Genomic DNA, 16,142 nt, shown 5'->3' with positions numbered 1-16,142 from the left:
AAGGGCCGGGGCACCGCCGAACCCCGGCGTAGGGCCCGCACCGGGCCAGGAGGACACCTCATGACAGTTTCGATCGCACGCAGGGTGAAGACCTTGCACTGGGCAGGTCTTGCCGTTGGACTTGTCATCGCCCTTGCCGGGCTTGCCAATGTGCTGCCAACCTACGGCGTGTTGCCGCGCGTCGGTCCGTTCGAGCTCGACTGGTTCCGGCCGTTGTTCTACTGGCTCTGCTTCCTCAGCTTCCTGATCTGGGACGCGCTGCGCCTGACCCGCGAGGAAAAGCTCACCGTCTTCCACCTGATCGGCTACGCCGTCGCGCTTGGGCTGATAAGCTGGGTGTCCTGGGACTACTACCAGGTTTCGATGGTGCTCAAGGACAGCTTCATGTTCTTCTCGGCGCGCGAGGCCTGGATGGCGGCGATCCCCGCCGTGCTGTCGATCGTCGCCTGCTGGCGGCTCTGGGGCGCGCCCATCGCCATCCTCGGTGCCGTGGTCTTTGCCTATCTCGCCACCGGCCCCTACTGGCCGGGGGTGTTCCAGACCATCGTCGGCGACATGAACGAGTTCATCGCCCAGAACACCTGGTACGACGCCAGCCAGGGTATCCTGGGCAACATCATGGGCATCGTGCTGTCGACCGTGCTGCCCTTCATCATCCTCGGCGCCGTGCTCGAAGGCTGCGGCGCGGGCGGCTCGATGATCCGCATCTCCTTCCACCTGATGCGCCGCTTTCGCGGCGGACCGGCCTACGCGGCGATCTCCGCCTCGGCGCTTTTCGGCACGGTCTCGGGCAGCGCCGTGGCCAACGTCGTGGGCACCGGGGTGGTCACCATCCCGATGATCCGCCGGCGCGGCTTTTCCGGCAACTTCGCCGGCGCGGTCGAGGCCGCAGCCTCCACCGGCGGGCAGATCCTGCCCCCCATCATGGGCGCCGCCGCGCTGGTCATGGCCGATATCGTCGGCGTCAGCTACCTCGCGGTGATCCTCGCCGTGCTGATCCCCGCCATCGCCTATTACGTCAGCCTCTTCCTCGCGGTCTTCTTCGAGGCCGAGAAGCTCGGCATCACCGCGCGCGAGGAAGACGAGGCCATCGAGCCGCCGACCGGGCAGGACTGGATCAACCTCGCGCTGGTCTTCGGGCCGATCGCTCTGATCGTCTGGCTGCTGGTCTCGGGCCTGTCGCCGGCCGGGGCCTCCATCGCGGCGATCTTCCTGCTGATCCCGATGAGCTTCATCAACCCCGAGATCCGCCGCGCGCCGTGGAGGCTGATCGAAGCATTGGCCGAGGGCGGCAAGACCGTCGCGCAGCTGGCCATCGCGATCGCCATGGTGGGCATCGTCGTTTCGACCCTGAATGCCACCGGCATTCCGACGAAGTTCGCCGTGCTGCTGGCCAATGCCGCGAGCAGCTCGCTGATGGCCGCGCTGCTGATCGCCGCCGCCGGCTGCATCGTGCTGGGCATGGGGATGCCGACGCTTCCGGCCTATATCGCCATCGTCGCCGTGATGGGGCCCACGCTCACCGGCTTCGGCGTCGAGCTGCTGACCGCGCATATGTTCGTCTTCTTCTTCGGCGTCGCCTCGGTGATCACCCCGCCGGTGGCCATCGCGGCCTATGCGGCGGCCTCGATCTCGAAGGGCAAGCCCATCGGCACGGCGGTCGAGGCGACGCGGATCGGCGCGATGATCTTCCTCGTGCCCTTCGCCTTCGTCTACAACCCGGCGCTGCTGCTGGGCACCGAGGCTGCGGCCAGCGCCTCGCTTGGCTTCGTCGCCTTCTCTCTGCTGACGCTGGCGGTCTCGCTCTACCTCGCCTCGAGCGCGCTCATCGGCTTTGACAAGCAGCGCTTGCCGCTCTGGGAGCGCCTGCTGCGCCTTGCGTGCGCCTTCACCCTCCTGTCGCCCTTCGTGCTTGCCGGCACCGCCGCGCTGGCCCTGGGCGTTGTGCTCGCCGTCTGGCGCCGCACCGCGAAACTTCAACCCGCCGAGGCAATCTGATGTCCGACCGCCCGAGCTTCATCCTGTTCATCACGGACCAGCACCGCGCCGATTTCCTCGGCTGCTACGGTCACCCGATCGTGCGCACGCCGAACATCGACGCAATGGCGGCCCGCGGCACCGCCTTCGACCGCTTCTACGTGGCGAGCCCCGTCTGCATGCCCAACCGCGCCAGCCTGATGACGGGACGCATGCCCTCGGGCCACGGTGTGCGCTTCAACGGCATCCCGCTGTCGCAGCGCAACGTGACCTTTGTCGAGCTGCTGCGCGACGCGGGCTATGACACGGCGCTGATCGGCAAGAGCCACCTGCAGACGTTCACCGGGATTCCGCCGGTGCAGACGCCGCCCGAAGCGCGGCCCGGCTACCACAAGGCCAACGGCGCCCTGCGCGAGGCGGTGCGCAACGATTTCGCCACGCCGGTCTACCACGTCGAGGAGCCGGATTTCTGGTCGGGCGAAATGCCTGCGGTGCCGGTGCCCTTTTACGGCTTCAACCACGTCGAACTGGTCACCGGCCACGGCGACCACGTCGGTGGCGACTACACCCGCTGGGCGCTCGAGCGCGATCCCGAGCTGGGGTCCAAGATGGGGGCCAAGAACCAGTTGCCGCACGACTACACCTGCCCGCAGGCGGTGCGCACGGCGATCCCGGCCGAGCTCTATTCCACCTCCTACATCGCCGAGCGTGCCTGCGCCTGGCTCGAAGAGCGCCGCGACAGCGAAAAGCCGTTCTTCCTGATGGTGAGCTGGCCCGACCCGCACCACCCGTTCAACCCGCCGGGCGACTATTGGGACATGTACAAGCCCGAGGACATGCCGGTGCCCATTGCCTTCACCTCGAACGACTGGACGCCACCGCCACATGTGGCAGGCGTGCTGGGCGCGCGCGAGGACGGCAAGGCCAATCTTCAGGGAATGAACGCCATAGGCTGCTCGGCGCGCGAGGCGCAGGAGGCGCAGGCGCTGACCTGCGGCATGATCACGATGATCGACGACGCGGTGGGCCGGGTGCAGGGCGCGCTTGCGACCAGCGGGCGCGGCGATGAGACCGTCACCATCTTCACCTCGGACCACGGCGATCACCTCGGCGATCATCGCCTGCTCTTCAAGGGGTCCGAGCAATACGAGCAGATCACCCGCGTGCCGTTCATCTGGGCCGACCCACAGCGCGATCAGAGCGCGCGCAGTGACAGGCTCGGCCAGACGCTCGACATCGGGGCCACCATCCTTGAGCGGGCCAAGATCGAGCAGGCCTGGGGCATGCAGGGGCGCGATCTGATGTCCGAGGCGAGCGCCCCCGAGGGCGTGCTGATCCAATACGCGCACCAGGCAAAGATGGACGGGCTTGGGGTCTGCCCCAACGTGCACAGCCTGCGCGACGCGCGCTACCGGCTCTCGGTCTTCCAGGGGCTGGGCTGGGGCGAGCTCTACGATCTCGAGGCCGACCCGGGCGAGCTGCGCAATCTCTGGGATGCGCCGGAGGCGGCGTTGGTGAAGGCGCGGCTTCTCGAGCAGCTGCTGCAGGCCGAGCTGGCGCATACCGAAACCGCGCCCGCGCCGATCGCCCGCGCCTGATCCGATGGTGGACGCACGCACCTCGCCGCGCGCCCTGCGGGCGCGCGTCTCCGCTTTGGTTCCAGATTGGATCGGGCTGACCTCCCGCCACACGTTGCGCGCCGACCTCATGGCGGGGCTCACCGGCGCGACGCTTGTGCTGCCGCAGGGCGTGGCCTTTGCCGCCATCGCCGGGCTGCCGGCGGAATACGGCTTTTACACCGCGATGGTCTCGACCCTGACCGCGGCATTGCTCGGCTCAAGCTGGCAGGCGGTCTCGGGGCCCACCACCGCGCTGTCGATCATGCTCTTCGCGACGCTCTCTGGAAGTTACGTGCCGGGTTCGCCCGAGTATATCACCGCCGCGATCACCCTGTGCCTGATGGTAGGGCTCATCCAGCTTGCGTTTGCCCTCGCGCGGCTCGGCGCGCTGGTGGATTTCGTCTCGCATTCGGTGATGACCGGTTTCGTCACCGGCGCCGCGATCCTCATTGCGCTGAGCCAGATCCGCCATGTGCTGGGCGTGGCTTTGCCCTCGACCAGCGATCTCGGCGCCTTTCTCTCGGCCATCCCCGAGGGCGCGCTTGCGGCCGACTGGCGCGCGCTGGCGATCTCCGGCGCGGCCTTCGGCATCGGGCTCGCGATCAAGCTCTGGCGGCCACTCTGGCCCAACTACCTCGCTGCGCTGATGCTCGCCACCGGCCTCAGCCTGCTGCTCGGCGGCGCCGAGGCGGGCATCGCCACCATCGGCCCGCTGGGAGAGATCGTGCCCAGCATGGCCTTGCCCGACCTCTCGCTCGGCGATCTGCGCGAGTTCGGCGGCGGGGCCATGGCCATCGCCATCGTCGGCCTGCTCGAGGCGCTCTCGGTCTCTCGCGCGCTGGCCCTGCGGTCGGGGCAGATGATCGACGGCAACCGCGAGTTCTTCGCCCAGGGCGTATCCAACGTCATCGGCAGCTTGTTCCGCTGCTACCCCAGCTCGGCATCGTTCACCCGCTCGGGCATCAACTACGACGCCGGCGCGCGCACGCCGCTCTCCGCGATCTTCTCCTCGGCCTTTCTCTTCGGGATCCTGCTGCTGGTCGCCCCGGCCTTTGCGGTGGTGCCAATCCCCGGCATCGCCGGGGTGATCATGCTGGTGGCCTGGCGGCTGATCGACTTCCGCGAGATCCGCCACCTTGTTTCCTCCTCCTCGACCGAGACGATCATCGCGGGGGTGACCTTCGTCACCGTGCTGCTGATCGATCTGGAAACAGCGATCTACGTCGGCGTGCTGTTGTCGCTCGGCTTCTTCCTGCGCGGCGCGGCCCGGCCCTTCCTCGGGCAGGGGGCGCCGGATCCGTCAACCCCGGGGCGCGTCTTCAAACACGCCGCGCCCAATGGCCTGCAGGAATGCCCGCAGCTGATGGTCTGCCGTCTCGACGGGCCACTCTTCTTCGGATCGGTCGAGTTCCTTCGGCGCGAGTTCCGCCGACTTGAGCGCGAACGCCCGCTGCAGAAGACCATGCTCTTCATCGTCAAGGGAGGAGGCGACATCGATCTGGCGGGCGCGGACCTTATCCTCGACGAGGCGCGCCGGCGCGACCACCTCGGCGGCGCGCTGCACCTGCAGGTAAAGACTCCCCGCACGCTGACCAAGCTCGCACGCTTCAAGGTGCTGCGCAGTTTGACGCGCGATCGGCTGCACCTCTCGAAAGGCGACGCCATTGCCGAGATCGTGCCGAAGCTCGACGCGGGTATCTGCGCCAGCTGCGAGAAGCGCATCTTCCTCGAATGCGCCGGGCGACCCGCACCGGGCGGCGTTCGAAGCGACGGGAGATCGCCCCCAAGCTAAGCGCTCGGCGTCATCGGCGCCACGAGGGGCTGGCGGCGGAGACCTCCAAAGCCGCGGAGACCCTCGGCCAAGGAGCGCGCCTATAGCTCGCCCATCTGGTACGCGCCGTAATCTGAGGCGATTACGGGCGGGGCGGCAAAACGCCCCGCTCTTGCAGCAGCGTCAGGATGGCGATCATCGTGCCGGTGCTCAGATCGACCGACCCCTCCAGTCCGAAGCCAAGACCGCCGTTGCCGATTTCCACCGGCCCGCCGGTGCTGAACTGCGGGTCGAGCACGCGCAGCTCCTCGGGCAGGTCGGGACACAGCGGGCGATCCTTGAGCAGGGCATCCACGGCGTCGATGAACAGCGTCCTGGCCGCTTGGGTCCGCGCCCCCTGACGCCCTTCAGAGATCACCGGGAGCGGCGGGTCGCGGGCGATGTCGATAAGCTCAAACACCGTGCAGTTGTCCGACAGCGACGCCGAGACCTCGGCGCGCACGTCGACCTCCTCGGAATGCTCCAGCGCGCCGCGCTGCCATGCGCTGTCGCCGGTGCGCTCGCAGGTGAAGCTGCGCGCCTCGAGCCGCGCGAGGGCGACGAGGCTCTTCGCCTGCGCGATGGTCTCAAGACCGCGCAGCTCGATCCGCCTGCTGCAGTCGTCCACGAGCAGAGCGCCCTCGACAAGCTCGGGCAAACGCTCTTGCAGCGCGCTCAGGTCGAGCCTTGCGCGCAGCCCGATCCGTGTGGGGGCCACAGCGCTCATCCCGAGGTCGAGACGATAGGGCACGGGGGGCTCGAGCGTTTCGAGCCTCTGGTCGAAACGGAACGCGACCGCGCCTTGCTGCAAGGGGGACAAACCCTCGGCGGCCCCCGGCAGAAACCCTTTCTCCTGCCAGAGCGCCATGAGCCCGACCAGACGTTCGGCATCGGTTTCCACCGTTCCCGACAGCGCCGCGCCGAGGCCACCATCGCCGATCTCGATCGCGCCGCCGCTGCCGAAATCCGGCGACAAACGTTCGAGCGCCGGCGGCATGTCCGGGCAGATCGGTGTATCGCGCAGGGCCGCGTTCCCCTTGTCAAGAATGGCTTTGCGGACCTTTTCGGTGATCCCGAACGCGGTGCCCAGCCCACCGAGGAACCCACGCGGATCGAGCGCGAGCTCACGTAGCTCGAAGCCCACGCATTCGCCGGTGAGGCCTGCGCCCAGCACGGCGTCGAAATCGACCAATTGGGTCCAGAGATGGGCGCCGCGCGCCTCCCTTTCGGTGTCGCGGCCCTTGCAGCGGTAGAGATCGGCCTTGACGGTGCCGCGCGCACGCACAGCGTCACCCTCGGCCTGCGTCTGCGCGAGGCCGAGCTCGATCCCCAGCCCGCAATCCGGATCCAGCCGCCCCGAGAGCAGCGACGGAAGATCGCGCTGGATATCTCGCAGATCGACGGCGGCCTTGATCCCGAGCCGCGTGTCGCCAAGCGAGGACAGCCCGAAATAGGCGGTAACGGGCAGTGCGCGGTCTTGCGCCTCGATCCGCTCAGCAAGGCTGAACATCACGTCCCCGGAAAACAGCGCGACGTCCATCGGCGCATCTGAGACCGCTTGCCGAACGGGCGCTGGCAGGTCGGCGCGCTCGCAGCCTGAGAGCGCCATGACGACCGAAAGTCCCGCAAGTGCTGCGCGCCACCGACTGCGAGCTGATCCCGTGTCCGTCATGAGTGACGTCTCCCCTTGGGCCTGCGTGCACGTCCACCTTGCGTCCCTGGTCGAGATAGCATCGCACGCATTCGGTGTTCGGAACATGGAGTTGAACGGCGCCCGCAACGTACGGCCCATCAGAAATACCCGGCGCGACAAAGTGCCTTCGGGTCCAATGACGCACAGCTGCGCGAGGCGGGCCCTCGATGCCAGAAAGGGTGAGCGCAACCGAACCCGACACGGCCAGTTCAGCCGCGCTGCCTCGCCGTGCCGCCAGCTGGTCAGCCCGGTGTGTACCAGATGGGCGAGGTATAGGCGCGGTCCTGCTGCACCATCACCGCATCTTCGGGCAGATCGAGCGGCCCGTAAAACGCCTCGTCATACGCCAGCCAGGACGGCGTAGGTATCTCCAGCACCCGGACATAATAGTAGGCTGCATGGGCGGGATCGAACTCCGGGTCGGTCCAGAAGCCTCCGAGGGCCGCCGAGCCGATGGTGTTGGTGTACTCCGCGCCGTCGACGGTGCTGCCCACGGCAGGCAACTGACCCTCGGCGTCGGGCTCGCGATCCCCGGACCAGACCACGTCAAAGACCTTGGTCTGCGGCTCGCCCGCGTCATCGACCCAGCCCTTCACCATCTGGATACGGTCGAGGTTAGCCCCGTCCGGATCACGCAGGGCGCGCACCATGAAGTTCGGCGCCGCGCCCTCCGGCCCGGAAAACAAATCCGCCCCCATCGGCACGCCGCGGGCATAGCCCGTCTGCGCAAAATCGGGGCGGTGTACCTCGTCCTCTTCGAAATCCCAGCCGGCGAAAACGCGCACCGTGATGCGCGAGCCGGTGGTGGCATAGACCTCCTTGCGCTTGAACGCGTCCCATATCGCCTCCCGGGTGTTCTCCCGCGCCCAGACACCGGCCAGGCCCGAAGCGAGCGCCTCATAGTGCCGGATCGCGATATCCTCGCCAAGAATGACCGGCTGGACTATGAAGTCCTCATAGCGGTTCTCGCCGGTGCCCGGTTCGACGATGCTTGCTTTACCGAAGAAATTGTCTTCGCGGGTGGTAGCGAGCGAGGTATGGCTGTCGGTCGCGCCGATCATGCCGAATTTGAAGGGGTTCGCGCCGATCTCCTGCTCGTACTTAAGCCCTCGCGCCAACGCCTGCCGCGCATATTCGCGCGGCAGCATCTCGGGGGTCTTCAGCTCGGTTCCGAAATTCCCACGGTCCCAGGTGTAGTAGTCCGCGAACTCGTCGTTGGGCGAGAGCATCGGATGCGTCTCGCCGTCGCCCTTCATCTGCGTGACCTCGTAGACGGGCTCCCAGCGCATGCGCCGCTCGGCGTAGTCGACGTCGATCGGCTCACCGTTCATCTTCTCGTCGTCGAACATCAGGCCATTGGAGAGGTTGCCATTGTGGGCAAAGGCCATGACCTGACCGCCGGTCTTCTCTTCGTAGCGTTCAAGCCAGTCCCACAGGTCCTCGGGGTCGCTGCTGTCATAAGTGGAAAAGGGCACGAGGTCTTCGACCTTGTCGGCATCGTCGCGAAACATGACAACACGATGCAAATTGTTTGCATTCGGTCCCGACGACCATTCGAACCCATGGATGGCGGAAAAAGTGCCGGGCTGATTGAACCTCTCGGCGCTGTCGACGATCCGGTTCCACATGGTCCGCTGCAGGCCGTCGTCGTTTATCATGTCAGTTGCCTCGTTGAGGGCAGCGCCCCACTCGACGTAGGCGCCGATGGGGTCTCCGCCCTTGACGAGATCGTGGAGCTTCCGGCCCCAGATATTTGCCAGCAGGCCGGGGTTCGACTCCGAGATCATTGGCGCAAGACCGAGGTTCTCGGCGTGGTCGGCGACAACCAGGAAATCCAGTGGACGGATGAGCTGCGCGAAAGTCCCCGCCGACGCGCGCACCTTCTCACCGCGGGCGAAGCGGAACGCCTCGTCCGGGCCGAGGACATTCCCGATCATACCCGCGTCGGTGGAATAGGAGGTGTGCAGATGGGTGTCGCCCCAGAAGACCCGGTTCGGGTAAGCCTGATCGACAAAGGGCGAATACTGCGCAACCCCCAGCTGCAGGTCGTCTTCGCTGATCGCGACATCTCCGGCGTATCCCTGCGCGAGAGAGGCACTGGCCCATACCGCTGCGACGCCGATGCCCGAAACTACAGCCTTCATGTCCTTTCCCTCCCGCCGCTCAGATCACCCCTGGTCGAGGTTCCGATTGCAAGGACGGAGAGTCATTGATGCATGTCATAGAACTGGTCATTTCGATCGGCACGCCGCTGCGCTTGCGAAATTAAAGAGATTTTCGACGACGGCTTCGGGCTCGATGCCCACCTGGGGCGGCGCAGCGGGCCGAGCACCTGGTCCGTCCCAGTTCCAGGTCACTCCCGCCCCTGACCTTCCGTTCGACAAGATTGTCATCGCTGCGGCACGGCTTGCGGTCTCCTACCAGGCATCAAGACCGTCGACCCTGTCGTCGATGACGCCCTCAATTCGCGGAAGGTTTCTCGACGCGCGGCAGCAAGTATCGGGGTGCGGGCCATACATGCGCGGCGATGGGACCTCAAGCGAACCCTCGCCCCGCCGCGCCTTGTGCCACGGACTTGGCGTTCTCCTCAGGGCAACGCGATGGGGATATTTTCGCTCTTGTGCGCAGCACTCTACTCGGGGCAGCTTCGTGGAATCCTTCGACCACCCGTGAGGCGCCATGAGCGGACATTCCCTGCAGCAGACGCTTCTCCCCGACACCCGTGACCTGCTCGCCAACGAGCCGGGGCTTTCGGTGCTGCTCGGGATCGAGGCTGGCGAGCTGACCGATCTGCCCGACCTGATGGCCGCCGCGCTGACCGCCTGCCTGCCCGAGGGCAGGGCGCGGGCGTGGCTGCGCGGGCTGACGGTAGAGCTGTTTCGCCACGATGCCGAGATGTTGGAGACCGCGCTCGACGATCTGCTGGTCACCAGCGCGCGCGACGATCAGCCCGGCGGGGCGCCGCGCGTGCTGCTTTTCGCGAACGGCTATCACGCGCTCTTGTCCTACAGGGTGAGCCGGGCGCTCTGGTTGGTCGGGCGCGAAGAGCTTGCGCTGGCGGTCAAGAGCCAGTTCACCCGGGCGCTCTCGGTCGAGATCTGGCCGCAGGCAACCATCGGTCGCGGCGTCTGGTTCGATCACGGGCTCGGGCTGGTGATCGGCCAGACCACGGTGATCGAAGACGATGTGAGCCTCTGGCACGGGGTCACGCTGGGTTCGAACTTTGTCGATATGGGGGAGGGGCGGCATCCCAAGCTGCGCCGCGGCGCGGTGGTCGGGGCGGGCGCGATGATCCTCGGGCCGGTCGAGGTGGGGACAGGGGCGACGGTGGCTGCCGGAGCAATCGTGACCAGGGATGTCCCGCCCGGCCATGTCGTGACCGGCCCTCGCGGCATTGATCGCGGCGTCGGACGTTTTTCTGGATTTGCAAAGCTTGCCGAGTTGAAAGGCCGGGCGGAATGACCTCGCTTGGGATCGACCACCCGTTGGTCTGCGTGCGCGACCTGGCCGAGGCGCGCGAGACCTACCTTTCGCTCGGGTTCCTGATGAAGCCTCCGGGGATGCACCCTTGGGGCACCTCGACCGCGCTGGTGATCTTCCGCAATCAACTGCTGGAACTCGTGGGGATCGGCGACAAGAGCCTGCTCGACGGGCACCCGGCGGGCGACTTCCGTTTTGGCCGACACGTGCAGAACTGGCTGGCCGAGCGTGAAGGCGTCTCCCTCACGGCGCTCAACTCCGGCGACGCCGCGGCGGACGAAGCGGCCGTCGTCGCGCGCGGCGGTCACTGCGAGGGCACCATCGAGTTCGGCCGCGATGTGACCCGCGATGACGGCGCGCGTGACCGCACTGCCACGACACTGAAGATCTTCACCCGGCCCGGCCTGCCGCGGCTGTCGATGTTCGCCTGCCAGCAGCACCGGCGCGACCTCATCGAATTCCCCGAATGGATGGACCACCCCAACGGCGCGCAGGGCTTTGTCTCTGCCACGATCCTCGCCGCGCCGGTGGACCAACCTGCGGTAAGGGACTGGCTCGCCACACTGCATGGCTCCGAGGCAGTCACCGAAACCGGCTGGGGCTTCACCGTCGCCACCGGCAAGGGGCACTGGCGGGTACTTGGCCGAGATGCGGCCCGGGTCTTCTTTGGCCCGTTGCCCGAAGACCTTGCTCCGGACGGCGCGCCCTCGGTGATCTCGCTCGACATCGGCTGCCGGGCGCTGGATCGGGTCCGCCCCTTCGTGGACTCGGGCGGGTTCGCCAGTCATGAGATCGGCGGCGCACTTGTCCTGACCGAGCACGCACGGCTGGGCGGCATCCTGCTGACCTTTCGGGAGGCGCCCTCGGCGCCCTGATTTAAGACGGGTCGCGAGAGCGCGTCCCCAAGGAGACCTCATGTTCGACCAAGACCACATCGCCGAAGCCATTGCCTGGCGCCACGACCTGCACCGCCACCCCGAGCTGGGTTTCGAAGAACACCGGACCTCGGAGATGATCGCGGGGCTGCTCACCGGCTGGGGATGGCGCGTGCACCGCGGTCTTGCGGGCACCGGCGTCGTGGCGCAGATGGGGCAGGGCGCGCCGGTGATCGGTCTGCGCGCCGACATCGACGCGCTCCCCATCGTCGAGGCGACGGGCGCGGCCCATGCCTCGACCATCCCCGGCAAGATGCACGCCTGCGGCCATGACGGGCACACCGCCATGCTGCTGCTTGCCGCGCGGCAGATCGCGGCGGAAGGCGTCGAGCAAGGCACCGTCACGCTGATCTTCCAGCCCGCCGAGGAAAGCGAGGGCGGCGCGCGGGTCATGGTCGAGCAGGGGCTTTTCACGCAGTTTCCCGTCGACAAGATCTTCGGCATCCACAACTGGCCCGGCCTCGCGCCGGGGCGCTTCGTGGCACGCGACGACAAGATGATGGCGGCCTTCTCGGTCTTCGACATCGAGATCCTCGGCAAGGGCGGGCATGGCGCCATGCCCGAGCAATCCGACGGCGTGATCGCCGCCGCCGGGCGCGCCGCCGCGGCGCTGCAAGAGATCCCGGCCCGCGCGCTCTCGCCGCTCGAGCCCGGCGTCGTTTCGGTCACCCAGATCCACAGCGGCTCGGCCTACAACGTCTGCCCCGACCGCGCGGTATTGAGCGGCACCTGTCGCTGGTTCGGGGCCGAGGCCGGTGACATCATCGAAGAGCGTGTCCGCCGGGTGGCCACCGCCGAGGCCGCCGCGCAGGGCTGTACCGCCAACATCGACTACCAGCGCCGCTACCCCGCGACGATCAACACCGCCCCCGAGGCCGCGCTGGCGCGCGACGTGGCGGCGGAGATGGGGCTCGATACCGCGATAACCGGCCCAAGCATGGCCTCGGAGGATTTCGCCTTCATGCTGAACGAGGTGCCCGGCGCCTACCTCTGGCTCGGGGCCGCGCGCGAGGGCGAGAACCCGGGGCTGCACTCGGCGAAGTTCGACTTCAACGACGCGGTGCTGCCCGCCGGCGCGGAGTTCTGGGTGCGCCTCGCCCGCCGCGCCACGCGGGACTGATGGACGCGCTCGACAGCCGTTTCCTGCGCGAGTTTCTCGCGGTCGCGCAGGAGGGATCGATCCGCCGTGCGGCAGATCGGTTGAATGTCGTGCCCTCGGCGATCTCGCGCAAGATCGCCGAGGCCGAGGCCCGGCTTGGGGTGACGCTCTTCGAGCGCAGCTCAAAGGGCGTGACGGTGACCGAGGCCGGGGAACTCCTGCGCGAGCACGCGCTGCATCTGCAGGACGAGCAGACCTTCCTTCTCGATCAGATCGGCCGCTACCGCGCGGGACGCACGCAGACCGTGCGCATCGCGCTCGGAGAGGGGTTCACCGCCGACCTGATGGAGAACGGCCTGTCGGAGCTGAGCCGGCTGCAGCCCGACCTGCGCTTTGCCATCGACCACGCCGGCACCGACGAGCTGCAGCGCCGCGTGATCGAGGGAGAGGCCGATATCGGAATCGCCTATAACCCGCTGGTGACCGAGGCGACCCGCTCGCTGGCCATGGGGCGTCAGCCGCTCTGCGCGGTTGTGCCTGCGAATTCATCATTGGCGTGTCGGCAGAGCGTCGGGCTTGCCGAGGTGCTGGAGCATCCCGTCGCCATGCTCGATGCGCGCCACGCCATCCGGCACCTCGTCGGGCAGGTCGCCGCCGACCGCGGGCTGGCGCTGCGGGTGCATGTGGAGACCGCCTCCATCGCGCTGTTGATCCGCTACGTGAGCGCGGGCATGGGCGTGACCTTCCTGCCGAGATTTTCCGCGTCCATTCAGGCGGATCGTGGGGATCTGGCGGTGGTCGAACTGGACGAGCCGGCGCTCCACCGGGTCAGCACGCACCTCATGGTGCGCGCCCGCCGCCGCCTGCCGAAATCGGTCGACCTGGTGGCGAGCTTCCTGTCCGACCGCATGGTGGCCTTCCGCCCGTGATCTCTGGTGTTGCCCTGAAAGCAACGCGATGTGCGCAATGTGCCCTCTACCTGTGAACGCCTTTCCTCCGGTTAGCTAAGCGAAACGCCAGCCGAACGTGGCCGGCGACGCACAACGACAGGAGATCACATGGCGACAGGGACAGGCAAACGGGCCGGGGTGATCGGACTTGGGGCGATGGGCTTCGGCATGGCGTCGAGCCTTGCTCGCGCCGGGTTCGAGGTCGCGGGCTACGATCCTTCTCCCGCGGCGCAGGACCGCGCCCGCGAGGCGGGCATCGCGCCCAAGGCGAGCCCGGAAGACGTCTTCGCGACAGCGGACGTCATCGTGCTTTCGCTGCCCACGGCGGCGCATGTCGAAGGCGTCATCGCCGCGGCACAGGGCGCGGGGCTGCTGGGCTCAGAAGCCGGGACCAAGGTCATCATCGACACCTCCACCTCCGAAGCCGAGGTCAGCCGCAAGCTGGCGGCGGCCCTCGACGCGGCGGGTCACGGCTTCCTCGACGCGCCGGTGAGCGGCGGGCCCTCGGGTGCGGCATCGGGCCAGCTTTCGGTGATGCTCGGCGGCGACGAGAAATGGGTCGGCGCAGCGATGCCGGCGCTCGAGGCGATGGCGGCGAAGATCCTGCACGTCGGCCCGAGCGGCGCCGGCAATGTCGCCAAGCTGGTCAACAACATGCTGGTGGCCAGCCACATGGTCACCACGCTCGAGGCGCTGCGGCTCGCAGAGGCGGCGGGCGTTGGCGCGGAAGACGCGCTGCGGGTGATCAACTCGGCGACGGGCCGCAGTGCCATCTCGAAAATCCACTTCCCCAACTGGGTGCTGCCACGCAGCTTCGACAGCGGATTCAGCACCGGTCTGATGCGCAAGGACGTGCGGCTTGCCCGCGAACTGGCGCGAAGCGTCGGCTGCGCCATGCCGGTGGCGGACCTCGTGGCCGATCTCTGGGCCGAGGAAACCTCGGGGCTCAAGGACGGTGATGATTTCATGCATATGGGCGATCCCGCGGTGGACCGCCTGAGCCAGAAGGACAAGATGTGATGGCCAAGGACATCGTCGATACCGCCGCCCGCGTGGCCGAGCTGCTGAAGGAGCTGACGGGCTCGTCCGAGGTGCACTCCTGGGTTGGCGGCGAATTGGTGCCGGGCACCGGCCACGCGCTGGAGCTCACCGATCCCGCGACGGGCAAGGTCTTCGCCCGCTACAAGGACGCAGGCGCCGAGGTCGTCGCACAGGCCGCCGAGGCCGCGACGCGGGCACAGAAAGAATGGTTCGCCAAGACCGCCTCCGAGCGCGGCCGCATCATGTTCGAGATTGGCCGGCAACTGCGCGCCAATGCCGCCGCGCTGTCGGAGCTGGAAGCCCTCTCCTCGGGCCGCCCGATCCGTGACACCACCGGCGAGCCGGGGCGCATGGCCGAGATGTTCGAGTATTACGCGGGCTGGTGCGACAAGATCACCGGCGACGTGATCCCGGTGCCCTCGACGCACCTCAACTACACCCGTCACGAGCCGCTCGGCGTGGTCAGCCAGATCACTCCGTGGAACGCGCCGCTCTTCACCTGCTGCTGGCAGGTCGCCCCGGCGATCTGTGCGGGCAACGGCGTGATGATCAAACCCTCGGAGTTGACGCCGCTGTCGTCGATCGTGGTTGGCATCCTGTGCGAGAAAGCGGGCGCGCCGAAGGGCCTTGTCAACGTCATCGCGGGCGATGGTCCGGGCTCGGGTCAGGCGATGATCGAGAACCCGGCGACGGCGCTGGTGGTCTTTGTCGGCTCCGCCGAGGCGGGAGCCAAGATCGCGGGCGCAGCGGCCAAGCGGCTGGTGCCCTCGGTGCTGGAACTGGGCGGCAAATCGGCCAACATCGTCTTCGGCGATGCCGATCTCGACCGCGCCGTGGTGGGGGCGCAGGCGGCGATCTTTGCGTCCTGCGGTCAGAGCTGCGTGGCGGGCTCGCGTCTGCTGGTGCACCGCTCTGTGCATGCGCAAATGGTTGAAAAGCTGAGCATTGCGGCTGACAACATTCCCGTCGGCGCACCGATGGACCCGGCGACCCAGATCGGCCCGGTGAACAACCAGCGGCAATGGTCGAAGATCGACGAGATGGTGCGTGAGGCGGTGAGCCAAGGCGCCCAGATCACCAGCGGCGGCGCAAAACCCGCGGCGCTGGCGGCAAGCGGCGGCTTCTTCTTTGCCCCCACGGTGGTCGATCAGGTGACGCCGCAGATGACCATCGCCAACGAGGAAGTCTTCGGCCCGGTGGTCTCGGTGCTGCCCTTCGAAACCGAGGACGAGGCCATCGCGCTGGCCAATGCCACGCCCTACGGGCTGGCGGGCGCGGTCTGGACGCAGGACGTGGGCCGGGCGCATCGCATGGCGGCGCAAGTCCGCGCGGGCACCTTCTGGGTCAACAGCTACAAGACGATCAACGTCATGTCGCCCTTTGGCGGTTTCGGCCGCTCGGGCTACGGCCGCTCGTCGGGACGCGAGGCGCTGGCCGCCTACACCCAGACGAAATCGGTCTGGGTCGAGACCGCGGAAAACCCCGCGCAGGGCTTCGGCTACGCGCCGGGCTGATCGGCGGAGTTTCGCCTTCAATTT

General features: G+C 67.6%; 11 protein-coding genes. 9 read left to right on the top strand and 2 right to left on the bottom strand.

Going from position 1 to position 16,142, the window contains the following annotated elements; genetic code table 11:
• The first annotated feature begins 60 nt into the window (after positions 1-60).
• The 3 genes from G0Q01_RS14890 to G0Q01_RS14880 are packed head-to-tail and all read left to right on the top strand — an operon-like array spanning position 61 to position 5,388.
• Positions 61-1,998: a TRAP transporter fused permease subunit gene (locus G0Q01_RS14890; RefSeq protein ID WP_164192292.1), complete on the top strand. Its 1,938-nt coding sequence runs from the start codon at positions 61-63 to the stop codon at positions 1,996-1,998.
• On the top strand, positions 1,998-3,575 hold the full coding sequence (locus tag G0Q01_RS14885) for a sulfatase (RefSeq protein ID WP_164192289.1): 1,578 nt from the start codon (positions 1,998-2,000) through the stop codon (positions 3,573-3,575). Before G0Q01_RS14890 ends, G0Q01_RS14885 begins: the two co-directional genes overlap by 1 nt.
• A gap of 7 nt (positions 3,576-3,582) precedes the next feature.
• Positions 3,583-5,388: a SulP family inorganic anion transporter gene (locus tag G0Q01_RS14880; RefSeq protein WP_370526750.1), complete on the top strand. Its 1,806-nt coding sequence runs from the start codon at positions 3,583-3,585 to the stop codon at positions 5,386-5,388.
• A 121-nt stretch (positions 5,389-5,509) separates the two neighbouring features.
• On the opposite strand, the gene G0Q01_RS14875 is transcribed toward G0Q01_RS14880, so the two are convergent.
• Complete coding sequence (locus tag G0Q01_RS14875) at positions 5,510-6,946, bottom strand: hypothetical protein (protein WP_164213591.1); 1,437 nt, start codon at positions 6,944-6,946, stop codon at positions 5,510-5,512.
• A gap of 395 nt (positions 6,947-7,341) precedes the next feature.
• The gene (locus G0Q01_RS14870; protein WP_164192279.1) at positions 7,342-9,243 is read right to left on the bottom strand and encodes a DUF3604 domain-containing protein; all 1,902 of its coding nucleotides are present in this window, start codon (positions 9,241-9,243) and stop codon (positions 7,342-7,344) included.
• Positions 9,244-9,778: 535 nt separating this feature from the next.
• Between G0Q01_RS14870 and G0Q01_RS14865 the strand changes: the two genes are divergently transcribed.
• From G0Q01_RS14865 to G0Q01_RS14840, 6 genes are all read left to right on the top strand, one after another.
• Entirely contained in the window at positions 9,779-10,561 is a 783-nt protein-coding gene (locus tag G0Q01_RS14865; protein ID WP_164192274.1) for a serine acetyltransferase, read from the top strand.
• Positions 10,558-11,454: a VOC family protein gene (locus G0Q01_RS14860; protein WP_164192272.1), complete on the top strand. Its 897-nt coding sequence runs from the start codon at positions 10,558-10,560 to the stop codon at positions 11,452-11,454. The genes G0Q01_RS14865 and G0Q01_RS14860 overlap by 4 nt, the downstream gene beginning before the upstream one ends.
• A 40-nt stretch (positions 11,455-11,494) precedes the next feature.
• Complete coding sequence (locus G0Q01_RS14855) at positions 11,495-12,634, top strand: M20 aminoacylase family protein (protein WP_164192269.1); 1,140 nt, start codon at positions 11,495-11,497, stop codon at positions 12,632-12,634.
• The gene (locus G0Q01_RS14850) at positions 12,634-13,542 is read left to right on the top strand and encodes a LysR family transcriptional regulator (protein ID WP_164192266.1); all 909 of its coding nucleotides are present in this window, start codon (positions 12,634-12,636) and stop codon (positions 13,540-13,542) included. The genes G0Q01_RS14855 and G0Q01_RS14850 overlap by 1 nt, the downstream gene beginning before the upstream one ends.
• A gap of 129 nt (positions 13,543-13,671) precedes the next feature.
• Entirely contained in the window at positions 13,672-14,583 is a 912-nt protein-coding gene (locus G0Q01_RS14845) for an NAD(P)-dependent oxidoreductase (protein WP_164192263.1), read from the top strand.
• Positions 14,583-16,118: an aldehyde dehydrogenase family protein gene (locus tag G0Q01_RS14840; RefSeq protein WP_164192260.1), complete on the top strand. Its 1,536-nt coding sequence runs from the start codon at positions 14,583-14,585 to the stop codon at positions 16,116-16,118. Before G0Q01_RS14845 ends, G0Q01_RS14840 begins: the two co-directional genes overlap by 1 nt.
• Positions 16,119-16,142: the final 24 nt, after the last annotated feature.

The sequence above is a fragment of the Salipiger sp. PrR007 genome, assembly GCF_010499845.1.
Taxonomy (GTDB): Bacteria; Pseudomonadota; Alphaproteobacteria; order Rhodobacterales; family Rhodobacteraceae; genus Salipiger; species Salipiger pacificus_A.
This window is presented reverse-complemented; position numbering and strand designations above follow the sequence as displayed.